We start from the raw sequence: 22302 nt of genomic DNA on the forward strand, positions 1-22302 counted from the left end.
AGTGTCCTCGCAAGTGCAGTGTGTGGTTGGCTGCGCGTCACGCTCCTGCCGGGTGGGCAAGGGCCGTGCGTGCTTGATCAGCGGCCTGGTCGGCTGTGTCCAGGGTGTGCTGTTTAGCCAGTTGTAGATCCATGTATTCGTATGCAATCCGTATCGCCTGGTCGGTGTCGAATGCATCACCCGACAGGGCACCACGCAGCCACAGGCCGTCGATCAGGGCCGCCAGGCCGCGGGCTGCCTTGCGCGCATGGTAAAGCGGCAGGGCGCGGCGGAACTGGCAGCACAGGTTGGAATACAGGCGGTGATCGTTGATCCGCTGCAACCTGTGCAAATCGGGCTGGTGCATGCTGGAAGCCCAGAAGGCCAACCAGGTTTTCATTGCCGGGCCGTTCACCTGGCTGGCATCGAAGTTGCCCTCGATGATCACTTTCAGGTGGGCGCGCGGGCTGTCGTCCGTCAGGGCCTGGCGACGTGCTCTAACGCCTTCGTTGAGCATGTTCATGATGTAACCCATCGTCGCTGCGATCAGGCCGTTCTTGTCCCGAAAGTAGTGACTGATGATGCCGTTTGACACACCGGCCAAACGGGCAATCAGCGCAATGCTGGCGTCCCCCAGTCCGACCTGATCGACCGCCTGCAACGTGGCTTCGATCAACTGCTGGCGGCGGATGGGTTGCATACCGACCTTGGGCATCTTGCTATCTCCTCAGGCCTGCGAGCAGACGACAGGCGGCTGACTCGGCGAAGGCCAGTCTATTTTGTTTTGATTGAACGTTCAATCAATAAAGAATAAGCTCTGCGACAATTTGTGCCATTGACAGTTTTTCAGGCGGTCGAGAAGGCACGGATTGACACCCCAGGAAATCGCGTAACCCCCGGAATACAAGGCGTTGACGGGCATCAGCGATGCGAAATGCAGATTCTGCCGTACGGTCACTGGCCCTGCGGCAGGCCCTTGGAGCGGGCGGGGTGGTCTGTGACGAATGCGCGCACCTCAGTGGAGGTGTGGCATTTTCAGCAGGCCACCTGTCTGTTTTTTTGCAACGTATCGATTCGGGATCACGGTTTCCAGGGTGCTTTTATAACACCTGATGCAGTGGGGAAATTCCACCAATTGCTCGGGAAAGATTGATTAGCCTCCACAGCCGTACTGCCCGGAGCATTCGTGCAATGAGTTCTGCCTCACTTACCAAGCCCCCCGCCGAGAGGGTACGGGTCAACCGCGTGGTGTTCTTCACCTCCGCGCTGATGATCCTCGTTCTGACTGCCTTGCTGATCGCTGTACCCGAAACCGCCGGCCAGGTGCTGGGCGTGGCCCAGAAATGGCTGACGCGCACCTTTGGCTGGTACTACATGCTGGTGATCGGCGGCTACCTGCTGTTCGTCATCTATCTGGCCTTCTCCGACTACGGCAAGCTCAAGCTTGGCGGCAAGGACGACCAGCCTGACTTCAGCTACGGCGCCTGGGCCGGCATGCTGTTCTCCTCCGGTATCGGTATCTCGCTGCTGTATTTCGGCGCCTCCGAGCCGCTGGACCACTACTTCAACCCGCCGGAAGGCACCTCTGCCAGCCTCGAGGCCGCGCGCCAGGGCCTGCAGCTGACCTTCCTGCACTGGGGCCTGCATGGCTGGGCGATCTACGCCTTGGTCGGCCTGGCCGTGGGTTACTTCGCCTACCGCCACAACCAGCCGCTGGCACTGCGCTCGGCCTTGTACCCGCTGGTCGGTGAGCGTTGGGTCAAGGGTGCTGCGGGCAATGCCGTCGACATCTTCGGCATGTTCGTCACCCTGCTGGGCCTGGTCACCAACCTCGGGATCGGCTCGATGCAGGTGGCCTCGGGCCTGGAATACCTGTTTGGCATGGACCACAGCAAGACCAACCTGCTGGTGGTGATCCTGGTCATGGCCGGCGTGGCCACCGTGGCTGCGGTCTCGGGTGTGGAAAACGGCATCCGCCGCCTGTCCAACCTGAACATCATGCTGTTCAGCGGCCTGCTGATTTTCGTCCTGCTGGGCGGCCAGACCCTGCACCTGCTCAACGGCTTCGTGCAGAACATCGGCGACTACCTCAACGGTATCGTGCTGAAGACCTTCGACCTGTATGTGTATGAAGGCGAGGCGGGCAAGTCCGAGCGCTGGCTGGGCCTGTGGACCGTGTTCTACTGGGCCTGGTGGATCTCCTGGGGCCCATTCGTCGGCATGTTCATTGCCCGTATCTCCAAGGGCCGTACCGTGCGCCAGCTGGTAAGCGGCGTGCTGCTGATCCCGCTGGGCTTCACCCTGGCCTGGCTGTCGATCTTCGGCAACACCGCGCTGGACCTGGTGATCAACCAGGGCGCCGTGGAGCTGGGCAAGACCGCGCTTGAACAGCCGTCGATGTCGATCTACCAGCTGCTGGAATACTTCCCGGCGGCCAAGATCGTGATCGGTGTGGCCGTGTTCGTTGGCTTCGTGCTGTTCCTCACCCCGGCCGACTCCGGCGCGGTGATGATGGCCAACCTGTCGTGTAAAGGCGGCAAGGTCGATGAAGACGCCCCACACTGGATGGTGGTGTTCTGGTCGGTGGTCATCACCCTGGTTACCATCGGCCTGATGTTCGCCGGTAACTTCGAAGCCATGCAGACCATGGTGGTGCTGGCAGGCCTGCCGTTCTCGGTGGTGCTGGTGCTGTTCATGTTCGGCCTGTACAAGGCCATGAAACAGGATGTGGCGGTCGAACAGGAGCGCGCCGAGCTGGCCGCCCGCGGCCGTCGCGGCTTCACCGAGCGCCTGAGCCAGCTGGACTTGCAGCCGACCCAGGCCGTGGTGCAGCGCTTCATGGACAAGCAAGTCAGCCCGGCGCTCAAAGAAGCTGCCGCGCAGTTGCAGACCCTGGGCTTTGAGGTGGAAACCCGTGTTGGCCAGTCGCGCAACATGATGGGCCTGCGGGTGATGATGGACGAGGGCAACCCGTTCGTTTACGAAGTGAGCCTGGACGGCTACATGGCTGCGCCGAGCGAGGCACCGGTGGAGGGCGAGCCGGAAGTGCGCCAGCGCTTCTACCGTGCCGAGGTGTACCTGCACGATGGCAGCCAGGAGTACGACCTGATGGGCTTTGCGCCCGAGCAGATCGTGCGTGATGTGCTGGATCAGTTCGAAAGCCACCGCCAGTTGCTGGGGCGTGTGTATAGCTGACTCAAGCTGAAGGTATGAAAAAGGGCCCTGTTCGCGGGAACAGGGCCCTTTTTCTTTGCGTGGAAATGCCCGCAGATAGAGGCTAGGTCAAGGAGCCTTGGCCTGTAGCAGGTCGGTGCGAAATTCGGAGCTTTGCTTGATCAGGTCAATGGCAACGCTGCACAACTTCAAGGGCAGTGCCGATGCAGGTATATCGCGGCTGTACCCGGGCAGCAGGCGATACCCTGATGGGTCGTTGCAGTCGGTGGTTTCAGGTGCACCGCGCTTTACCCGGTAAAATATGATGTCTGGAGCTTTCTGCCAGCTGACCCGGAGGCTGCCGTCAGCCAGCAGTTCTGTGTTCACCTGTGCCTGTGGCCTGCCTGGTGACAGCAGTTCGACGGCAATGCTCAGGCTGTTGGCCATGAGCGCACGAGAAGGCAACTGGTCTGGCGACTGAACACCGACCAGGCACAGGTAGTAAGTACCAGGCTCCGGCCCGATCGCGTCGTTGATAAAGGCTTCGCTCTCGGGGATGGTGCCGCTGTAGCCGTTCGGGTCTTCGCAGGCCAGTGCATCGGAGCTTGTCTTGTAGCGGTAGCGCGGTGTGTCGATCAGGAACTGGAAGTCCCAGCGGGCTTGTTCAATTGACCCATCAGCCAGGGTTCTGGCCTTGGTGAGCGTTTTCAGGCCGGAGCCTTGGGGCTCGACCTGAAAACCTGGCAGCAACTGACAGGTGGGCAGTTCGAGGTCCACCCGGCCTGCGCTGAAGCAGCCCTGAACACGATGCACCGGTATTGCACCGACCTCACTACCGTGCAAGCTGTTGGCAATGCTGACCAGATGCTGGCTGTCGGTCGCGACGACCGGGCTGCCGGATGCTCCTTCATCGAGGCCCTGGCAGTCATTGCGCCTGGCATTGCGCCACACCCAGTTGCCGACGCTGGAAGTATCCTGGACGCGCTCCGTGCAGCTGGACAGGCGCAGGCCTTTGCCGAGCGAACTGGGCTCGCCGACTACCTGTACAGCGCCTCCTGGTGTGGGGGATGAGCCTAGCTTGAGAGGCGTGATGCCTTGTGCCAGCAGTTGCTCGAGCGGGGCGTCCAGCTCCAGAAGCGCCAGGTCGGCACCTTGCAAGCTGTTCCAAACCGTACGTTTCAGCGGCACGGTGTAACGCTGGTCCTGTGTGTCGACAAAGTAGTTGAAGCTGATGCTGCCGGTAAGTGGCTGGTCAACGAGGATCTTGCCATTGATACCGCCTGCGCAGTGGCCAGCTGTCAGCACGTAGGCCGGCCCCGTCGTGTCGGCGTCAGCGGCTCGGCTGTCCAGCAGTGTGCCGATGCAATGCCGGTTATGTGAGACCAGCCGGCCAACGCCGGTCCACTGCCTGCTTTGGTCATCACGGTTGTACAGGACTTGCGGTGTGGCGAGAGGGTCAGGGTGATCGCTGGAGTTCGCCAGGTGACTGAACAGCATCAGGCCCAGCGTTGCCAGGAGTAATGGCTTTTGCATGTCGTACCTCCTCTGGATGGAGGACGAAGGGTGAAGGTGCTAGCCGCGTGTTTGGCGGTACATAGTTGAACAGCGCGCTCAGCGATTGCTGTAGCGGCCATGCTTGCCATGGGCGGGCATGGCCTGGTTGCTGCGCTCGGCGATCATCTGCTGCAGCCTTATCAGCGTGACACCCTGGTCTTTGAGCTGTGGCAGCTCACGCGCCAGCACTTCGAGCGTTTGCGGGTAAGGGTGGCCGATCAGCACTGCCGAGCCTTGCTTGCGCGCCAGGGCGATACCTTGTTGAAGTTGCCTGGTGATCGCCTCGGTGGTGCGTACGTCATCGAGGAACACATCCCGTGAGACATGCGCCAACCCTTGTGCCTGTGCTTCTGCCGCTGCGACCGTGGCAGCACTGGTACGGCTGTCGACGAAGAACAGATGACGCCTCTGCAGCTCGCCCATCAGCCAGGCCATCGGTTCGCGTTGAGCGGTCATGCGGCTGCCCATGTGGTTATTGATGCCGGCGGCATATGGGACCTTGGCCAGGGCTGCGTCCAGGCGCCGGGCCAGCTCTTCGATGGGGATGCCGGGGTGCCAGGCGTAGGGGCCTGTGGCCGGGTCCATGGGCATGTGCAGGATCACCGTCTTGCCAGCCTTGTGGGCCTGGCGGGCGAAGTCGGTGGCATGTGGCGTGTCGGGCATGATCGCCATGGTGACCGGCCCGGGGAGGGCGAGGGTGCGGCTGTCGCGCTCGGGGCTCTGGCCCAGGTCGTCGATGATGATGCTCAGGTAGGCCTTGCCGGCCGGCGCCGCTTGCGCGACCCCGGCCATCAGGCAGAACAGCAGACACAGCAGATAACGCATGGGGTGGATCAGTCGCCCTTGGTGATGTTCAGGCCCTTGAGCAGGCTCAGCGCCTGGCTCAGCTGGTAGTCACTGTCCTGTGGGCGCTCCTTGCGCTTGCTGCTGCCGGTCGGGCGATCGGCGCCGCCGTTGCCGTTGCCCAGGTGGCCCTGCAGGTCGGCTTCCTTGAAGGTGTCGTTGTCGCTGGCATCGGCGGTCAGCTTGGCTGGACGCACTTCGATGTCGGGGACGATACCCTGGGCCTGGATCGAACGGCCGTTGGGGGTGTAGTACAGCGCGGTGGTGAGTTTCAGCGCACGGTCGTTGGCCAGCGGCAGCACGGTCTGTACCGAGCCCTTGCCGAAGCTGTCGGTGCCCATCAGCACGGCGCGCTTCTGGTCCTGCAGAGCGCCGGCGACGATTTCCGAGGCCGAGGCGCTGCCGCCGTTGATCAGCACCACCAGTGGCACGCCTTCGCTGGCATCGGCCGGGTCGGCATAGAAGCGCAGTTCGGAGTTGGCGATCCGGCCCTTGGTGTAGACGATCAGGCCCTTGGTCAGGAAGTGGTCGGCCACTTCCACCGCCGATTGCAGCACGCCGCCGGGGTTGTTGCGCAGGTCGAGGATCACCCCGCGCAGTTTCTTGCCGTTGTCCTTGCGCAGCTTGGCCAGGGCCTTGCCGACTTCGTCGCCGGTCTTGACCTGGAACTGGGTGATGCGAATGTAGCCATAGCCGCTCTCCAGCAGCTGGCTCTTCACGCTCTTGACCTGGATCACCGCGCGGGCAAGGGTCACGTCGAACGGGTTGCCGCCGTCGCGCACCAGGGTCAAGGTAATCTTCTCGCCCACCTTGCCGCGCATCTTGTCGACCGCTTCGGTCATGGTCTGGCCGCGGGTTGGCGCGCCGTTGATCTTGACGATCAGGTCACCGGCCTGCACGCCGGCACGCGAGGCCGGGGTGTCGTCGATCGGTGACACTACCTTGATATTGCCGTCCTCCTGGCCCACTTCGATGCCAAGGCCGCCGAATTCGCCGCTGGTGCTTTCCTGCAGCTCCTGGAAGTCCTCGGGGCCGAGGTAGGCCGAGTGTGGGTCAAGGTTGCTGAGCATGCCCTTGATGGCATTTTCCAGCAGAGTCTTGTCGTCCACAGGTTCGACATAGGCGGCCTTGATGCGGTCCATGACCTCGGCAAAGGTGCGCAGCTCTTCCAGCGGCAGTGGCGCCTTGGCGGTCACCTCGGTGGCCGGCATGGCGGCAGGCTTGGCTGGCGAGGCTTTCGCCGGCTCCGCGGCACTGGCCAGGGGCGCACCGATCGCCAGGGCGATGGTCAGGGCCAGCTGGGTGAGGCGAGGCGAGTGCAGCATGTCGAACGAACTCCTGATCCTGTAAACGCTCCCTGCGGAGCATCGGCGCAGCGCATGGTGCTACACCGTATGTAATGTGTCAGCCGCGGCACCACTGCGAGGGGTCGGTCGGCCGGCCCTGCTGGCGGATGGCGAAGTACAAGCCTGCGCTGTCCTGGCCACCGCTGTCGCCAACGGTGGAGATGGCTTCGCCGGCCTTGACGATGTCACCGGCGCTCTTGAGCAGGCTCTGGTTGTGGCCGTACAGGCTCAGGTAACCATTACCATGGTCGAGAATGACCAGAAGTCCAGCGCCACGCAACCAGTCGGCAAACACCACGCGCCCACCGTGCACTGCGTGTACCTGGGTGCCGGGGCTGGCGCTGATCATCACGCCGTCCCATTTGGCCCGGGCATCATTGCCGCGGGCATCACCGAAGCGTGCCAGCAATCGACCATTGACCGGCCATGGAAGTTTTCCCCGCGCGGCAGAAAAAGCACCACCGTAGCTGGCGCCGTCACTGGAAACCAACGGGCCGAGGGTGGTGCGGGCCTTCTTCGGCGGCTCGGCATCCTCTTGTTCCTTGTCCGCTCGGGCGGCCAGGGCCTCCTGCTGGCGGCGTTTCTCGGCTTCCTGTTGGGCAAGCAGGGCTTTCTTGCGCGCTTCTTCGGCTTCGCGGGCCTGGCGGGCCAGGGTTTCCTCGATGGTCTTGAGCACCTTGGCCAGGTCAGCCTGGTCCTGTTGGCGCGCCTGCAGCTTCTGGTCGCCGTCTTTCACGTCGCTGTTGAGCTTGGCCAGCACCTGCTGGCGCTTGCTGCGCTCGCTGTCCAGCGCCTGTCGGCGCGTGTCGAGGTCGGCGCGCTGGGCCAGCAGTTGCTCCTGCTGACGGGAAATGTCCTGCTCGACGCTGGCCAGCTGGCGCAGGGTCTCGTTGAACGCCTTGAGCTGCTCGAGGCGCGCTTTGCTCAGGTAGTCGTAATAGGACAGGGTGCGGGCGAATTTCTCTGGGTTCTGCTGGTTCAGCAGTAACTTGAGGTATTCCTCGCGACCATTGTTCTGGTAGGCCGAACGGGCCTGGATGGCGATCAGCCGTTGTTGTTCAACGCGGGCGCTCTGGAGTTTTTTTTTCTCGGTATCAAGGCGCTCCAGCTCGCCCTCGGTCTTTTTTAGTTCTTGTTGCAGGGCCTCCACCTGCTTCTCCAGGTTACCGATGTCGGTTTCGGTGGCCTTGAGATCTTTTTGCACGCCGGCCTTTTCTTCCTGGAGCTTGCCCAGCGTCTTCTTGAGCTCGGCAATGTCCTGGCGGGTGGCGTCCAGTTGCTGCTGGGTCTGCGCGCGCTCATCGGCAAAGGCCGGACTGAGCAGGCAGGACAAGGCTAGAGGAATCAGGGCGCGTAGCATGGGGTTTGGCGTACCAAGGATAGAGACTGGCCTAGTATGCCCGTGCAGGCAGGCAAAAAAAACGCCTCGCTGCCGGGGCAGAGGGGCGTTTGTCTGGAATTCATGCGCAAAGAGGGCCGCATCGCGGCCCGAGGCACGGAATCAGGCGTCGACCAGGATGGATGTACCGGTCATTTCTGCCGGCTTTTCCAGGCCCAGCAGCTTCAGCATGGTCGGTGCCACGTCGGCCAGCACGCCGCCTTCGCGGACCTGCACCTTGCGCTTGCCGACATAGATGAACGGCACCGGCTCGCTGGTGTGCGCAGTGTGCGCCTGGCCGGTGCAGGCGTCTTCCATCTGTTCGACGTTGCCGTGGTCGGCGGTGATCAGTGCTTCGCCGCCGACCTTGTCCAGCGCCTCGACGATGCGCCCGACGCAGGTATCCAGGGCCTCGACTGCTTTTACTGCGGCTTCGAACACGCCGGTGTGGCCGACCATGTCGCCGTTGGCGTAGTTGACCACGATCACGTCAAAACGCTGCTGTTCGATGGCCTCGACGATGCGGTCGGTCACTTCAGGTGCGTTCATCTCCGGTTGCAGGTCGTAGGTGGCAACCTTCGGCGACGGGATCAGGATGCGCTCTTCGCCTTCGAACGGTTCTTCGCGGCCACCGGAGAAGAAGAACGTGACGTGTGCATATTTCTCGGTTTCGGCGATGCGCAGCTGGGTCTTGCCGTTTTTCGCCAGGTACTCGCCCAGTACGTTGTCCAGGCTGGACGGGGCGTAGGCTGCCGGCGCGGCGATTTTTGCCGAATACTGGGTCAGGCCGATGTAGGCCGCCATTTTTGGCAGGCGCGCGCGCGGGAATTCGTTGAAGTCCGGCTCGACGAAGGCACGTGACAGCTCACGGGCGCGGTCGGCGCGGAAGTTCATGAAGATCACGGCATCGCCGTCCTCGACCTTGACGGCTTCGCCAATGCGCGTGGCCTTGACGAATTCGTCGTTCTCCTCGCGGGCGTAGGCTGCTTCCAAGCCTGCCAGCGCGGTGTCGGCCGTGTAGTCGGCAACGCTGTCGACGATCAGGTTGTAGGCGGCGCTGACGCGATCCCAGCGGTTGTCACGGTCCATCGCGAAGTAGCGGCCGATCAGGCTGGCGATGCGGCCCTTGCCGAGCTTGGCGAAGGTCGCGTCGAGCAGTTCGATCGACGATTGCGCGCTGCGTGGCGGGGTGTCACGGCCGTCGAGGAAGGCGTGCAGGTAGATCTTCTCGGCGCCACGTTGCGCGGCCAGTTCGGCCATGGCCACCAGGTGGTCCTGATGGCTGTGCACGCCACCGTCGGACAGCAGGCCGAGGATGTGCACGGCCTTGCCGGCGCCCACTGCCTTGTCCACCGCGCCGGTGAGTACCGGGTTCTGGAAGAACTCGCCATCGCGGATGGCCTTGGTCACCCGGGTGAAGTCCTGATAGACGACGCGCCCGGCGCCGAGGTTCATGTGGCCGACTTCGGAGTTGCCCATCTGCCCGTCCGGCAGGCCGACATCCATCCCGGAGCCGGAAATCAGGCCATGCGGCTGGGTGGCGCGCAGGCGGTCATAGACCGGCGTGTTGGCGGCATAGATGGCGTTAAATTCGGGGCTTTCGCTGTGGCCGAATCCATCCAGGATGATCAGGACCAGGGGTTTGGGCGTACTCGTCATCAATCAAACTCACGGTTGTTCAAAGATGATAAAGACACGCATTTTAGGGCAAATGCGCCATCAGCGGCGAATAATCGTCCTGTCGGCCGACCGGCGCAGGCCACCCGGTAACATGAAGGTACCTTTACCACCAGCCCGTCGGGCTTTGGTGGCACTGGGGGGCTGTGTATACTGGCCGGCATTTTCAATCGCCTGGAACACCGCTGATGGTTGCTCACCTGATTCAATTCGCGACAGATCACTACATCCTGGTGGCGATCTTCGTGGTTCTGCTGGTCGCACTGCTCGTCAATGAACTGCGCCGTGGCGGCCAGAGCCTGAGCAACGGCCAGCTGACCGCGCTGGTCAATGCCGACAAGGCACTGGTCATCGACATTCGCCCGTCCAAGGAATATTCCGCCGGCCACATCGTCGGTGCGCTGAACATCCCGCAGGACAAGCTGGCCAACCGCATGACCGAGCTCGAGAAGCACAAAGAGAAGACCCTGATCGTGGTCGACGCGATGGGCCAGCAGTCCGGCGCGGTCTGCGGCGAACTGATCAAGGCCGGTTACACCGCCGCCAAACTGAGCGGTGGCGTTTCCAGCTGGAAAGCCGATAACCTGCCCCTGGTGAAGTGATATGAAGCCTGTCATCGTCTACTCCAGCGACTACTGCCCTTACTGCATGCGCGCCAAGTACCTGCTCGAGAGCAAAGGCGTGGCCTTCGAGGAAATCAAGGTCGACGGCAAGCCGCAGGTTCGTGCCGAGATGAGCCAGAAGGCCGGCCGTACTTCGGTGCCGCAGATCTGGATCGGCAGCACCCACGTCGGTGGATGCGATGACCTCTATGCCCTGGAGCGCGCCGGCAAGCTCGACGCGCTGCTGGCAGCCTGATTTGCACTGCATTCAAAAACATTAGGATTAAGGATCTGCCATGACTGACCAACAGACCAACGGCGCTGCTGCAGAAGACAACAGCCCTCAGTTCTCCATGCAGCGCATCTATGTGCGTGACCTGTCGTTCGAAGCCCCGAAAAGCCCGCAGATCTTCCGTCAGACCTGGGAACCGAGCGTTGCCCTGGACCTGAACACCAAGCAGAAAGCGCTGGAAGGCGACTTCCACGAAGTGGTGCTGACCCTGTCGGTGACCGTCAAGAATGGCGACGAAGTAGCCTTCATCGCTGAAGTTCAGCAGGCTGGCATCTTCCTGATCAAGAACCTCGACGCTTCCTCGATGAGCCACACCCTCGGCGCGTTCTGCCCGAACATTCTGTTCCCGTATGCCCGTGAGACCCTGGACAGCCTGGTGACCCGCGGTTCGTTCCCGGCCCTGATGCTGTCGCCGGTCAACTTCGACGCCCTGTACGCGCAAGAAATGCAGCGCATGCAGGAAGCTGGCGAAGTGCCGACCGTGCAGTAATTCTGCCGGTATCGAAAAAGCGCCTCTCGGGGCGCTTTTTTGTTGCCTGTACCGGCCCTTTCGCGGGTAAACCCGCTCCCACATGAACTTCACAAGCTTCAAGCCTGGCGCTGCCCCTGTAGGAGTGGGTTTACCCGCGAAGAGGCTGGCTCAGGCTAAAGATCAGCTTCCGGCAAAGCCATTCTGCCGCCAGGCCTCATAAACGGTAACCGCCACGGTATTGGACAGGTTCAGGCTTCGGCACCCCGGCCGCATCGGCAGGCGCAGGCGTTGTTCGGCTGGCAGGCTGTCGAGCACCTCGGCCGGCAGGCCGCGGCTCTCTGGCCCGAAGAGAAACGCATCGCCGGGCTGATAAGCCACTTCATGGAACGGGTGCGAGCCCTTGGTGGTGAAGGCGAACAGCCTTGGATTGCCCAGGCTTTCCAGGCATTCGGCCAGGCTTGCATGGCGCTTGAGCGTGGCATACTCGTGGTAATCAAGCCCCGCACGGCGCAGGCGCTTGTCGTCCAGTTCGAAGCTGATTGGCTCGATCAGGTGCAGGGCGCAGCCGCTGTTGGCGCAGAGGCGGATGATGTTGCCGGTATTCGGCGGAATTTCTGGTTGAAAAAGGATGACGTGAAACATGCACGGCTCCAAGCGTGAAGATGACGAGCATTCTACCTCCGAACCCGACCTGCGTTCGAAGGCCTGGCCGCGCATGTTGCTTTCCCTGGCGCTGTTCGGCGTTCTGGTGGGCCTGATGATTGGCCGTTTGACTGCCCCTGATGAGCATGTGCTGGAGCAGGTCGAGGTGGTGCAGGATGGCCTGGACCTGTGGTTCAACGAAGCGCCCAAGCTGCATGGCGAAAATGTCGAAGGTACCGTGGCGCTGCTGTTCGAGGCCGAGGGCAAGGCGCAGCGTGGTCAGCTCGACCTGAACGGCAAGCCGGTCGGCTGGCGCTTGCAGCAGAGTGACAAGGGACTGTTGCTGACGGTGATTGCCGCGCGCCCTCTGCACGGTGAATGGGCGGGTGCAGAGGACGCTGGGCGTTGGCGGGTGCAGGTGAAGCTGCACGAATAAAAGAGGGGATGTCCCGGCCTGCCTGTACCGAGGTCCCCAAAGGGGGTTACAGCGAATTAAAGGGGGGATATCCCGGCCTGCCTGTACCGAGGTCCCCAAAAGGGGTTACAGCGAATTAAAGAGGGGATGTCCCGGCCTGCCTGTACCGAGGTCCCCAAAAGGGGTTACAGCGAATTAAAGGGGGGATGGCCCGGCCTGCCTGTACCGAGGTCCCCAAAACTGGCGTTCCTGCGAATAAAAGAGGGGTCACCCGGCCTGCCTGTACCAGGGCCCCCGAAACTGGGTATGTATTAGCTATTGCAGGGGGCGTGCCAGTTTTGCAAAACCCGTGAATACTGGGCTTTGAGGGTGATTTGGTCGGTTTTCGAGGGGATTTGTGCCTTGGGGAGGTGCGTCGGGCACAGCATCGGTGCATCGGAGGGCAGAAATGGCTGGGGCCGCTTTGCAGCCCTTTCACGGCACAAGGCCGCTCCTACACCGCGCACGGTCTCTTGTAGGAGCGGCCTTGTGCCGCGAAAGGGCTGCACAGCAGCCCCAAGGGTCTTACAGGTGAACCGCTAAATTAGTGCTCCTCACCCTCGTCGTCTTCCCCTCCCGCCACGTTCATTCCAAGTTCCTTGATCTTGCGCGTCAGGGTATTGCGGCCCCAGCCCAGCAGCACTGCCGCATCACGCCGGCGCCCGGCGGTGTGCTTGAGCGCAGTCTCGATCATGATCCGTTCGAAGCTGGGCACCGCGCTGTCGAGCAGGTTCGACTGCCCGCGCGCCAAGGCCTGGTCAGCCCACTGGCGCAGCGCCTGTTCCCAATTGGTCACTGGAGCGGCGTCCTGCGGCAGGTTCAGCAGCTCAGGTGGCAAATCGCCGATCAGCACTTCGCGGCTGGAGGCCATCACGGTGATCCAGCGGCAGGTGTTCTCCAGCTGGCGCACGTTGCCTGGCCACGGCAGGTTACGGATGAACTCTTCGGTCTCCGGCTTGAGCAGCTTCGGCTCGACGGCCAGCTCCTGGGCGGCACGGCCGAGGAAGTGACGGGCCAGCGCAGGGATGTCCTCGCGGCGGTCGGCCAGGCGTGGGATATGGATGCGGATCACGTTGAGGCGGTGGAACAAGTCTTCACGGAACTTGCCGGCCGTTACCAGCGACTCCAGGTTCTGGTGGGTCGCCGCGATGATCCGCACATCGACCTTCACCGGCACATGGCCGCCAACCCGATAGAACTCGCCATCGGCCAGCACCCGCAGCAGGCGGGTCTGGGTGTCGGCCGGCATGTCGCCGATCTCGTCGAGGAACAAGGTGCCACCGTCGGCCTGCTCGAAGCGGCCGCGGCGCAGGTTGGCCGCGCCGGTAAAGGCGCCTTTCTCGTGGCCGAACAGCTCGGACTCCATCAGGTCCTTGGGTATGGCCGCCATGTTCAGGGCGATGAACGGCGATGCGGCACGCGGGCTGTGGCGGTGCAGGGCGTGCGCCACCAGCTCTTTACCGGTACCGGATTCGCCGTTGATCAGCACGGTGATGTTGGAGTGGCTCAGGCGGCCGATGGCGCGGAAAACTTCCTGCATCGCCGGCGCTTCGCCGATGATTTCCGGGGTGCGGGCCAGGGCCTGCGGTACGTCGAGGCCTTGCTGTTCCTGCGCGTGCTGATTGGCGCGTTTGACCAGCGACACTGCTTCGTCGACGTCGAACGGCTTGGGCAGGTATTCGAAGGCACCGCCCTGGTAGGACGCGACGGCGCTGTCCAGGTCGGAATGGGCAGTCATGATGATGACTGGCAGGCGTGGGTGCTGCTCGCGGATCTGCGCCAGCAGGTCGAGGCCGCTGGCACCGGGCATGCGAATGTCGGAAATGATCACATCCGGCTGCTGGCGAGCCAGGCGGCCCATGACACCATCGGCGCTGTCGAAGCTCTGGGTGGTCATGCCTTCCTGTTGCAGGGCTTTTTCCAGGACCCAGCGGATGGAGCGATCATCATCGACGATCCATACGGTTTCACTTCGGCTCATGAGGCGGTGGCTCCTTGTTCCAGGGGCAGGAAGATCGAGAAGGCGGTGTGCCCTGCGTGGCTTTCACACTCGATCAGGCCCTGGTGCTGGCTGATGATGTTCTGGGTAATGGCCAGTCCGAGCCCGGTACCGTCCGGGCGCCCACTGACCATGGGATAGAAAAGGGTGTCCTGCAGTTCCGCAGGGATGCCCGGGCCGTTGTCGATGATCTCGATACGCGCCGCCAGGCGATGGCGCACATGGCCGATGGTGAACTGGCGCACGGCGCGGCTGCGCAGGGTGATGCGGCCCAGGCGCAGCTCGTTTTGCGAACTGATCGCCTGCATCGCGTTGCGCACGATGTTCAATACGGCCTGGATCATCTGTTCGCGGTCGATCAACACGTCCGGCAGGCTCGGGTCGTAGTCGCGCACCAAAGTGATGCAGCCCTGGCTTTCGGCCTCGACCAGGCTGCAAACCCGCTCCAATACTTCGTGGATGTTGGTCATGGCCAGTGACGGCAACTTGTTCGAGCCGAGCATGCGGTCGACCAGATTGCGCAGGCGGTCGGCCTCTTCGATGATCACGTTGGTGTAGTCGCGCAGACCCTCTTCGGGCAGTTCGCGAGCCAGCAGTTGTGCTGCGCCACGGATACCGCCGAGCGGGTTCTTGATCTCGTGGGCCAGGCCACGCACCAGCATCTTGGTGGTTTCCTGCTTGCTCAGCTGGGCCTCTTCCTTGGTGATGCGCAGCAGCCGATCACGCGGGTGCACTTCCAGCAGCAGCAAGGTATTGCCTTGGTGCAGGATCGGTGTCACCGCATAGTCGACGGTGATGGTCTGCCCAGTGAGCGAGGTCAGTTGCGCTTCGCGCTTGGTGAACGGGTGCGCCTGCTCCACGGCCTGACGCAGCGAATTGAGCGCTTCGGTCGATTCGGTAAACAGCTCACTGATGAACTGCCCGTGGCTGCGCTGGCCACTGACCGCCAGGAGCATCTCCGCGGCCGGGTTCATGTATTCCAGGCGCAGCTCGGCATTGAGCAGGAGCGTGGCCGTGGTCAGGTTGTCCAGAAGCAGACGGTGCTGTGCATCGCTGATGGTCATAAGGCGTCGTTGACCTCTTTTGGCGCTTGTCATGCATGGCGCGGCCATGGCCGGGCGCGCGGTGGACCCGCTGATGTCAGTCTCTGGGCAGGCAAATGCAAGAAACAAACCAAGGCTCCGAAAAGAAGCGGAATTTCCTGAACGAGGCCAGGAATTGCGCACATTCGGACCAAAATGCCCTGATTCAACGAACTTGGTGACCTATTTTAGGGTGCACTCAAGGGCATTCGCCTGTTAAGTGCACCAATATAGAGCATAGAGGGTATTCGATAAGTTTCGCTTTCAACGGTCTGGCAAGGTACGTGACATGGCTCAGCTCGCGCTGGCTTGAGGTTTTCCCTCTGCGGAGGAGGAGCTTGGGCACTCGGCTGATGGTGTAAAGGGTGGAACGCCTTTGGCACTGGCGTAGAACACCAGGATCTCGGCCGGCTCTTCAGTAGTGCGGCCTCGATGAAGGCCGTTGACGATCTCGGCCAAAGTGTCACCGGCCTTGAGACTCACGCGAATGCCAGCTGCGTTTTCCACTTCGATCGAGCCGCCCAGCATGTAGCCCATGTTTGGCGCCAGATGGCAATGCCAGTCCAGGGTCGAACGGGCCGGGATGTGGATTTTCAGCAGCGACAGCTCGGGCTGGCCTTGCGGGTAGTGCGTGTAAGGTGTCTGGTCCCACGCGACGCTCGTCTGCAGGAGCGTCTTGGACTCTATTTCGGCGTGTTGTGGTGAGGGGGTATCACAGCCTGTGATCAGTAGTGCCGCGAGTAGAAACGGTGCAATACGCATGATCGGTGTCCTTCAGCAGAAGCTCATTGTCAGCTTGAGTGAGGTGCGCACAAATGCGCGGTCGCTCGAACCAAGGCGAGGTGCCGGAGCGGGTCATTTGCGTAGCTGGCCAGGGCATCCGCCCGTTTGCGTGGGCAATCTTCTATCGGCAGTCGGTCAAGGCGGCCCAGTTCGTACAGCAACGTTGACTGCAGCATGTCCAGGCGTGGGCGTAGCTCATTGGCCAGATCCCGGGGTTGCTGGGGAGGTCGCTTGCCCAGTGCGGTCCAGCGGTCGATTAGCCCGTACTGGATCATCTTGTTGGCTTCGATCTGGTCGGCAAAAAAGACAGTCGCCCGCTCGGGCGTCAGGCCATAGTCATGCGCTGCGGCGTGAACCTGCTGCAAGACCTGCAGTTCGCGGGCGGGTGCTTCGACTGCCAGGACGTTGTCCCATTTGTGCACTGCCACGGAGTGGGCCAGGTCCAGTCGCTGCCCGATCGCCGCAAGCAAGGGCCTGAGTTCAGGTGGCGAGTTGGCGCTGCAGCCCAGGAGGGAGAAGGTGAAGCACAGCACGATTGGGATGAGGCGCATGGCAATCTCCTTGTTGTTGGAGAATTGATTGTGCGCAGGCAGGCAACCGCTGCTTGTAGGAAACATCTGAAACGGACGGGCGTAAAACAAAAAACGGCCTTCAGAAGAAGGCCGTTTTCGGTGATTCAGATCGGCGCAAGGCGCCAATCAGATCAGCAGCTGTAGTACAGCTCGTATTCCAGCGGGTGCACGAAGGTGCGGACCTTGATTTCTTCTTCGCTCTTCAGCTCGATGAAGGCATCGATGAAGTCGTCGGAGAACACGCCGCCCTTGGTCAGGAACGCACGGCCTTTATCCAGCTCTTCCAGAGCTTCTTTCAGGCTGCCGCACACTTGCGGAATGTCCTTGGCTTCTTCTGGCGGCAGGTCGTACAGGTTCTTGTCGGCAGCATCGCCTGGGTGGATCTTGTTCTGGATGCCGTCCAGGCCAGCCATCAGCAGGGCCGCGAAGGCCAGGTATGGGTTGGCCGATGGGTCCGGGAAGCGGGCTTCGATACGGCGGGCTTTCGGGCTGCCGACGTAAGGAATACGGATCGAGGCGGAACGGTTGCGAGCCGAGTAGGCCAGCATTACCGGGGCTTCGAAGCCTGGGACCAGACGCTTGTACGAGTTGGTCGACGGGTTGGTGAAGCCGTTCAGGGCCTTACCGTGCTTGATGATACCGCCGATGAAGTACAGAGCGGTTTCGGACAGGCCGGCATAGCCTTCACCCGAGAAGGTGTTCTTGCCGTCTTTCCAGATCGACATGTGCACGTGCATGCCCGAGCCGTTGTCGCCGTACAGTGGCTTCGGCATGAAGGTGGCGGTACGGCCGTAAGCGTCGGCAACGTTGTGCACGACGTATTTCAGGGCCTGTACTTCGTCAGCTTTCTTCACCAGGGTGTTGAACTTGACGCCGATTTCGTTCTGGCCGGCAGTCGCCACTTCGTGGTGGTGAACTTCAACGGTCTGGCCCATTTCTTCCAGGGCGTTGCACATGGCGGTGCGGATTTCGTGGTCGTGGTCGAACGGCGGAACCGGGAAGTAGCCGCCTTTCACGCCTGGACGGTGGCCTTTGTTGCCGCCTTCGACGTCAGCGCCAGTCATCCACGAGCCTTGCTCGGAGAAGATCTTGAACATCGAGCCGGAGATGTCCGACTGGAACTTCACTTCGTCGAAGATGAAGAACTCTGGCTCTGGGCCAGCGAATACGGTGTCACCGATACCGGTGCTCTTCAGGTACTCTTCGGCGCGCTTGGCGATCGCACGTGGGTCGCGATCGTAGCCTTGCATGCTCGACGGGTCGACGATGTCGCAGGTGATGATCAGGGTCGGTTCTTCGGTGAACGGGTCCAGAACGGCAGTCTCGTCGACTGGCATCAGGATCATGTCGGAAGCTTCGATGCCTTTCCAGCCAGCGATGGAGGAGCCGTCGAACATCTTGCCGACTTCGAAGAAGTCTTCGTCCAGGCCATCACGCGCCGGCATGGTCACGTGGTGCTGAGTACCTTTGGTGTCCGTGAAACGCAGATCAATCCACTTGACGTCATGATCTTTGATGAGTTGAACCGACTTCGACATGTTGTCCTCCGGAGGGTCTAGAGCGCGGTGGGCCGCTGCTCTGGAAAAAGGGTGTTGCCGGGCGCGGATAGTCGGCCAAGCGTACCTGCCTCACAAGGGAGCAAATTGCATGCCAGTGCCCGAAAATGGCGAGGGCGAGATAAAAAGGGGCGTTTGCGGGCATTTGCCAGGCTGGCTGCGGGAAAATGTGCACCCTTAGGAGGCAGAAATGGAGTGTAGAGCACCAAATGAGTGCATAGCTTTTGGCGTGTGCTTTTTTTGAGGGCCTCTTCGCGGGCAAGCCCGCTCCCACAGTGATAGCGCGGGCTGGAATTTTGTGCGAACCCTGTGGGAGCTGGTTTACCCGCGAAAGGGCCGGCACAGGCGCCGCAAATCCTGCCTCCTACATTTATCTGAAAGCTTCTGATCAAAAGTTGGTCAAATCCTGAGCAATTTCCGCTATAATTTGCGCCCCTCATTTTCGGCAGGCCCTGCGCGCGCTGTTAACCAATGAAACTTATCGTCAAAGTCTTCCCAGAAATCACCATCAAGAGCCGGCCGGTGCGCAAGCGTTTTATCCGCCAGCTCGGCAAGAACATCCGCAACGTGCTCAAGGACCTCGATCCAGAGCTCGCGGTCGATGGTGTCTGGGATAACCTCGAAGTGGTCACCCGCATCGAGGACGAGAAGGTCCAGCGCGAGATGATCGAGCGCCTCACCTGCACCCCGGGCATTACCCACTTCCTGCAGGTCGAGGAATACCCGCTGGGCGACTTCGACGACATCGTCGCCAAGTGCAAGCACCACTTTGGCCACCTGCTGGCCGGCAAGCGCTTCGCCGTGCGCTGCAAGCGCGGCGGCCACCACGACTTCACCTCGATGGATGTCGACCGTTATGTCGGCAGCCAGCTGCGCCAGCAGTGCGGCGCCACCGGCATCGACCTGAAGACCCCTGAAGTGCTGGTGCGCATCGAAATTCGTGATCAGCGCCTGTATGTCATCCACAACCAGCACAACGGCATCGGCGGCTACCCGCTGGGTGCCCTGGAGCAGACCCTGGTGCTGATGTCCGGTGGTTTCGACTCCACCGTGGCGGCCTACCAGATGATGCGTCGCGGCCTGATGACCCACTTCTGCTTCTTCAACCTCGGTGGTCGTGCCCACGAGCTGGGCGTGATGGAAGTGGCCCACTACCTGTGGAAGAAGTACGGCAGCAGCCAGCGGGTGCTGTTCATCAGCGTGCCGTTCGAAGAAGTGGTCGGCGAGATCCTCAACAAGGTCGACAACAGCTACATGGGCGTGACCCTCAAGCGCATGATGCTGCGCGGTGCCGCGCACATGGCCGACCGCCTGCAGATCGACGCGCTGGTCACCGGCGAGGCGATTTCCCAGGTATCCAGCCAGACCCTGCCGAACCTGTCGATCATCGACTCGGCCACCGACAAGCTGGTGCTGCGCCCGTTGCTGGCCAGCCACAAGCAGGACATCATCGACCAGGCCACCGAAATCGGCACTGCCGACTTCGCCAAGCACATGCCGGAATACTGCGGCGTGATCTCGGTGAACCCGACCACCCATGCCAAGCGTCACCGCATGGAGCACGAAGAAAAGCAGTTCGACATGGCCGTGCTCGAGCGCGCTCTGGAGCGTGCCAAGTTCATCTCCATCGACCACGTGATCGACGAGCTGGGCAAGGACATCGAAGTCGAGGAAGTGGCCGAGGCATTGCCAGGCCAGATCGTCATCGACATTCGTCACCCCGATGCCCAGGAAGACGAACCCCTGGCGCTGGAGGGTATCGAAGTCCAGGCCATGCCGTTCTACGCGATCAACAGCAAGTTCAAGCACCTGGACCCTACGCGCCAGTACTTGCTGTATTGCGACAAAGGTGTGATGAGCCGTTTGCACGCACACCACCTGCTCAGTGAGGGACATGCCAATGTGCGTGTTTATCGTCCGACATAAGACGCCAGGGCTGTATGGCGGCAGCATCCGCCATCGCCCTCCCGACCATCGGGCCCGCTGAGCCTCAAACCGTACATATTCGCCACCTAAACTGGTGGCAACCGAATCCTCTGATCGAGATACAGTTGTGATCGAAAATCTGCGTAACATCGCCATCATCGCCCACGTTGACCATGGTAAAACCACCCTGGTCGACAAACTCCTGCGTCAGTCCGGCACCCTGGAGCGTAACGAGCTCAACGACGAGCGCGTCATGGACTCCAACGACCAGGAAAAAGAGCGCGGTATTACCATTCTGGCGAAAAACACCGCCATCAACTGGAACGGCTACCACATCAACATCGTCGACACCCCCGGCCACGCCGACTTCGGTGGCGAGGTTGAGCGTGTAATGTCGATGGTCGACTCCGTGCTGCTGCTGGTCGACGCCCAGGACGGCCCGATGCCGCAAACCCGCTTCGTGACCAAGAAGGCCTTCGAAGCCGGCCTGAAGCCGATCGTCGTGATCAACAAGGTCGACCGTCCGGGCGCGCGTCCTGACTGGGTTCTGGACCAGATCTTCGACCTGTTCGACAACCTCGGCGCCACCGACGAACAGCTGGACTTCAAAGTCGTCTACGCCTCGGCCCTGAACGGCATTGCCGGTCTGGACCACACCGCCATGGGCGAAGACATGACCGCCCTGTACCAGTCGATCGTCGACAACGTACCAGCGCCGGACGTTGACCGTGACGGCTCGTTCCAGATGCAGATCTCTGCTCTGGACTACAACAGCTTCCTCGGCGTTATCGGTGTTGGCCGTATCGCCCGTGGCCGCATCAAGCCGAACACCCCGGTTGTCGCCATCGACACCAATGGCAAGAAGCGTAACGGCCGTATCCTCAAGCTGATGGGCCACCACGGCCTGCACCGCGTCGACGTCGAAGAAGCCCAGGCTGGCGATATCGTCTGCATCAGCGGTTTCGACGAGCTGTTCATCTCCGACACCCTGTGCGCCCCGGATGCGGTAGAAGCAATGAAGCCGCTGACCGTTGACGAGCCGACCGTTTCGATGACCTTCCAGGTCAACGACTCGCCGTTCTGCGGTAAGGAAGGCAAGTTCGTCACCAGCCGTAACATCAAGGACCGTCTGGACAAGGAGCTGCTGTACAACGTTGCTCTGCGCGTTCAGGAAACCGATTCCCCTGACAAGTTCAAGGTATCGGGCCGTGGTGAGCTGCACCTGTCCGTTCTGATCGAAACCATGCGCCGTGAAGGCTTCGAGATGGCTGTAGGCCGTCCTGAAGTGATCATCCGCGAAGTCGACGGCGTGAAGCAGGAACCGTTCGAGAACGTCACCATCGACATCCCTGAAGAATCCCAGGGCAAGGTCATGGAAGAGATGGGTCTGCGTAAAGGCGACCTGACCAACATGGTTCCGGATGGCAAGGGCCGTGTTCGCCTGGAGTACAACATTCCAGCCCGTGGTCTGATCGGTTTCCGTAACCAGTTCCTGACCCTGACCAACGGTGCAGGCATCCTGACTTCGATCTTCGATCGCTACGACACCATGAAGTCGGGCCAGATGTCCGGCCGTCTGAACGGTGTTCTGGTTTCGGTCGAGACCGGCAAGGCACTGACCTACTCGCTGGAAACCCTGCAGGCTCGTGGCAAGCTGTTCGTTGAACACGGCCAGGAGATCTACAACGGTCAGATCATCGGCCTGAACAGCCGTGACAACGACCTGGGCGTGAACCCGACCAAAGGCAAGAAGCTCGACAACATGCGTGCTTCGGGCAAGGACGAAGTCATCGCCCTGGTTCCGCCGGTTCGCCACACCCTCGAGCAGGCCCTGGAATTCATCCAGGACGACGAGCTGTGCGAAGTGACGCCGAAGTCGATCCGTCTGCGCAAGAAGATCCTCGACGAAGGCGAGCGTACCCGCGCTGCCAAGAAAGCCAAGGCCTGATTCGTCTAGCCTGAGCTGAAATGAAACGCCCCCGGTCGCAAGGT

Annotated in this window: 19 protein-coding genes and 1 pseudogene; 8 read left to right on the top strand and 12 right to left on the bottom strand. The window is 61.5% G+C overall.

Features of this window, described 5'->3' with window-relative positions; all coding sequences use genetic code 11:
* Positions 1-37 precede the first annotated feature (37 nt).
* Positions 38-694 (bottom strand): transcriptional regulator BetI, encoded by a 657-nt coding sequence (gene betI, locus ACIPZ5_RS11785; protein WP_261942340.1) that lies wholly within the window; start codon positions 692-694, stop codon positions 38-40.
* Between the two features lie 533 nt (positions 695-1227).
* Here betI and ACIPZ5_RS11790 point away from each other — a divergent pair.
* Together ACIPZ5_RS11790 and ACIPZ5_RS11795 are read left to right on the top strand one after the other, a co-directional pair.
* Positions 1228-2753: pseudogene (locus tag ACIPZ5_RS11790) on the top strand (BCCT family transporter); the annotation flags it as partial.
* Positions 2754-2817: 64 nt separating this feature from the next.
* The gene (locus ACIPZ5_RS11795) at positions 2818-3174 is read left to right on the top strand and encodes a hypothetical protein (RefSeq protein WP_400808773.1); all 357 of its coding nucleotides are present in this window, start codon (positions 2818-2820) and stop codon (positions 3172-3174) included.
* Positions 3175-3261: 87 nt separating this feature from the next.
* Here ACIPZ5_RS11795 and ACIPZ5_RS11800 read toward each other — a convergent pair whose 3' ends face one another.
* The 5 genes from ACIPZ5_RS11800 to gpmI form a co-directional block, all read right to left on the bottom strand.
* Positions 3262-4665 (bottom strand): trypsin-like peptidase domain-containing protein, encoded by a 1404-nt coding sequence (locus ACIPZ5_RS11800; protein ID WP_400808775.1) that lies wholly within the window; start codon positions 4663-4665, stop codon positions 3262-3264.
* Positions 4666-4743: 78 nt separating this feature from the next.
* The gene (locus tag ACIPZ5_RS11805; RefSeq protein WP_343597660.1) at positions 4744-5511 is read right to left on the bottom strand and encodes a divergent polysaccharide deacetylase family protein; all 768 of its coding nucleotides are present in this window, start codon (positions 5509-5511) and stop codon (positions 4744-4746) included.
* An 8-nt stretch (positions 5512-5519) separates the two neighbouring features.
* Positions 5520-6854, bottom strand: coding sequence for a S41 family peptidase (locus ACIPZ5_RS11810; protein WP_343597662.1), 1335 nt, complete (start codon positions 6852-6854; stop codon positions 5520-5522).
* A gap of 79 nt (positions 6855-6933) precedes the next feature.
* On the bottom strand, positions 6934-8235 hold the full coding sequence (locus tag ACIPZ5_RS11815) for a murein hydrolase activator EnvC (protein WP_261942344.1): 1302 nt from the start codon (positions 8233-8235) through the stop codon (positions 6934-6936).
* A 141-nt stretch (positions 8236-8376) separates the two neighbouring features.
* Entirely contained in the window at positions 8377-9912 is a 1536-nt protein-coding gene (gene gpmI, locus ACIPZ5_RS11820) for a 2,3-bisphosphoglycerate-independent phosphoglycerate mutase (RefSeq protein ID WP_261942345.1), read from the bottom strand.
* A 206-nt stretch (positions 9913-10118) separates the two neighbouring features.
* Here gpmI and ACIPZ5_RS11825 point away from each other — a divergent pair, with 206 nt between their 5' ends.
* Genes ACIPZ5_RS11825 through secB form a run of 3 tightly spaced genes read left to right on the top strand, consistent with a single transcriptional unit; the run spans position 10119 to position 11314 of the window.
* Positions 10119-10532 carry a rhodanese-like domain-containing protein gene (locus tag ACIPZ5_RS11825; protein WP_261942346.1) on the top strand — a complete coding sequence of 138 codons (414 nt, stop codon included), beginning with the start codon at positions 10119-10121 and terminating at the stop codon, positions 10530-10532.
* Between the two features lies 1 nt (position 10533).
* Positions 10534-10788 (top strand): glutaredoxin 3, encoded by a 255-nt coding sequence (gene grxC, locus ACIPZ5_RS11830; RefSeq protein ID WP_003249204.1) that lies wholly within the window; start codon positions 10534-10536, stop codon positions 10786-10788.
* Positions 10789-10828: 40 nt separating this feature from the next.
* On the top strand, positions 10829-11314 hold the full coding sequence (gene secB, locus ACIPZ5_RS11835; protein WP_085677971.1) for a protein-export chaperone SecB: 486 nt from the start codon (positions 10829-10831) through the stop codon (positions 11312-11314).
* Between the two features lie 162 nt (positions 11315-11476).
* Here secB and trmL read toward each other — a convergent pair whose 3' ends face one another.
* Positions 11477-11938: a tRNA (uridine(34)/cytosine(34)/5-carboxymethylaminomethyluridine(34)-2'-O)-methyltransferase TrmL gene (gene trmL / locus ACIPZ5_RS11840; protein ID WP_343597669.1), complete on the bottom strand. Its 462-nt coding sequence runs from the start codon at positions 11936-11938 to the stop codon at positions 11477-11479.
* On the opposite strand from trmL, the gene ACIPZ5_RS11845 reads away from it, so the two are divergent.
* On the top strand, positions 11937-12374 hold the full coding sequence (locus ACIPZ5_RS11845) for a hypothetical protein (RefSeq protein ID WP_400808782.1): 438 nt from the start codon (positions 11937-11939) through the stop codon (positions 12372-12374). The genes trmL and ACIPZ5_RS11845 overlap by 2 nt on opposite strands.
* A gap of 562 nt (positions 12375-12936) precedes the next feature.
* On the opposite strand, the gene ntrC is transcribed toward ACIPZ5_RS11845, so the two are convergent.
* The 5 genes from ntrC to glnA all read right to left on the bottom strand — a co-directional run bounded on the left by ntrC (position 12937) and on the right by glnA (position 18366).
* Complete coding sequence (ntrC, locus tag ACIPZ5_RS11850) at positions 12937-14373, bottom strand: nitrogen regulation protein NR(I) (RefSeq protein WP_085677975.1); 1437 nt, start codon at positions 14371-14373, stop codon at positions 12937-12939.
* Positions 14370-15455 (bottom strand): nitrogen regulation protein NR(II), encoded by a 1086-nt coding sequence (gene glnL, locus ACIPZ5_RS11855; protein ID WP_079230025.1) that lies wholly within the window; start codon positions 15453-15455, stop codon positions 14370-14372. Before glnL ends, ntrC begins: the two co-directional genes overlap by 4 nt.
* A 312-nt stretch (positions 15456-15767) precedes the next feature.
* The gene (locus ACIPZ5_RS11860; protein ID WP_400808785.1) at positions 15768-16235 is read right to left on the bottom strand and encodes a cupin domain-containing protein; all 468 of its coding nucleotides are present in this window, start codon (positions 16233-16235) and stop codon (positions 15768-15770) included.
* A gap of 29 nt (positions 16236-16264) precedes the next feature.
* Entirely contained in the window at positions 16265-16807 is a 543-nt protein-coding gene (locus tag ACIPZ5_RS11865) for a chorismate mutase (protein ID WP_343597677.1), read from the bottom strand.
* A 152-nt stretch (positions 16808-16959) separates the two neighbouring features.
* Positions 16960-18366, bottom strand: coding sequence for a type I glutamate--ammonia ligase (gene glnA / locus ACIPZ5_RS11870; RefSeq protein ID WP_261942350.1), 1407 nt, complete (start codon positions 18364-18366; stop codon positions 16960-16962).
* 489 nt (positions 18367-18855) lie between these two features.
* On the opposite strand from glnA, the gene thiI reads away from it, so the two are divergent.
* Both thiI and typA read left to right on the top strand, forming a co-directional pair.
* Positions 18856-20310 (top strand): tRNA uracil 4-sulfurtransferase ThiI, encoded by a 1455-nt coding sequence (gene thiI / locus ACIPZ5_RS11875; RefSeq protein ID WP_400808788.1) that lies wholly within the window; start codon positions 18856-18858, stop codon positions 20308-20310.
* Positions 20311-20437: 127 nt separating this feature from the next.
* Complete coding sequence (typA, locus tag ACIPZ5_RS11880; RefSeq protein WP_313710375.1) at positions 20438-22258, top strand: translational GTPase TypA; 1821 nt, start codon at positions 20438-20440, stop codon at positions 22256-22258.
* The last annotated feature ends 44 nt before the right edge of the window (positions 22259-22302 follow it).

This window comes from Pseudomonas sp. NPDC089428 (genome assembly GCF_044749325.1).
In the GTDB taxonomy this organism is placed as follows: Bacteria; Pseudomonadota; Gammaproteobacteria; order Pseudomonadales; family Pseudomonadaceae; genus Aquipseudomonas.

What these genes read in the sequence shown, in the direction of transcription:
- secB (WP_085677971.1), top strand. Translation starts at nt 10,829, where the DNA reads ATGACTGACCAACAGACCAACGGCGCTGCTGCAGAAGACAACAGCCCT.
- ntrC (WP_085677975.1), bottom strand. Translation starts at nt 14,373, where the DNA reads ATGAGCCGAAGTGAAACCGTATGGATCGTCGATGATGATCGCTCCATC.
- gpmI (WP_261942345.1), bottom strand. Translation starts at nt 9,912, where the DNA reads ATGACGAGTACGCCCAAACCCCTGGTCCTGATCATCCTGGATGGATTC.
- ACIPZ5_RS11800 (WP_400808775.1), bottom strand. Translation starts at nt 4,665, where the DNA reads ATGCAAAAGCCATTACTCCTGGCAACGCTGGGCCTGATGCTGTTCAGT.
- thiI (WP_400808788.1), top strand. Translation starts at nt 18,856, where the DNA reads ATGAAACTTATCGTCAAAGTCTTCCCAGAAATCACCATCAAGAGCCGG.
- trmL (WP_343597669.1), bottom strand. Translation starts at nt 11,938, where the DNA reads ATGTTTCACGTCATCCTTTTTCAACCAGAAATTCCGCCGAATACCGGC.
- ACIPZ5_RS11865 (WP_343597677.1), bottom strand. Translation starts at nt 16,807, where the DNA reads ATGCGCCTCATCCCAATCGTGCTGTGCTTCACCTTCTCCCTCCTGGGC.
- grxC (WP_003249204.1), top strand. Translation starts at nt 10,534, where the DNA reads ATGAAGCCTGTCATCGTCTACTCCAGCGACTACTGCCCTTACTGCATG.
- ACIPZ5_RS11845 (WP_400808782.1), top strand. Translation starts at nt 11,937, where the DNA reads ATGCACGGCTCCAAGCGTGAAGATGACGAGCATTCTACCTCCGAACCC.
- ACIPZ5_RS11795 (WP_400808773.1), top strand. Translation starts at nt 2,818, where the DNA reads ATGGACAAGCAAGTCAGCCCGGCGCTCAAAGAAGCTGCCGCGCAGTTG.
- ACIPZ5_RS11815 (WP_261942344.1), bottom strand. Translation starts at nt 8,235, where the DNA reads ATGCTACGCGCCCTGATTCCTCTAGCCTTGTCCTGCCTGCTCAGTCCG.
- ACIPZ5_RS11810 (WP_343597662.1), bottom strand. Translation starts at nt 6,854, where the DNA reads ATGCTGCACTCGCCTCGCCTCACCCAGCTGGCCCTGACCATCGCCCTG.
- glnA (WP_261942350.1), bottom strand. Translation starts at nt 18,366, where the DNA reads ATGTCGAAGTCGGTTCAACTCATCAAAGATCATGACGTCAAGTGGATT.
- ACIPZ5_RS11860 (WP_400808785.1), bottom strand. Translation starts at nt 16,235, where the DNA reads ATGCGTATTGCACCGTTTCTACTCGCGGCACTACTGATCACAGGCTGT.
- betI (WP_261942340.1), bottom strand. Translation starts at nt 694, where the DNA reads ATGCCCAAGGTCGGTATGCAACCCATCCGCCGCCAGCAGTTGATCGAA.
- ACIPZ5_RS11805 (WP_343597660.1), bottom strand. Translation starts at nt 5,511, where the DNA reads ATGCGTTATCTGCTGTGTCTGCTGTTCTGCCTGATGGCCGGGGTCGCG.
- glnL (WP_079230025.1), bottom strand. Translation starts at nt 15,455, where the DNA reads ATGACCATCAGCGATGCACAGCACCGTCTGCTTCTGGACAACCTGACC.
- ACIPZ5_RS11825 (WP_261942346.1), top strand. Translation starts at nt 10,119, where the DNA reads ATGGTTGCTCACCTGATTCAATTCGCGACAGATCACTACATCCTGGTG.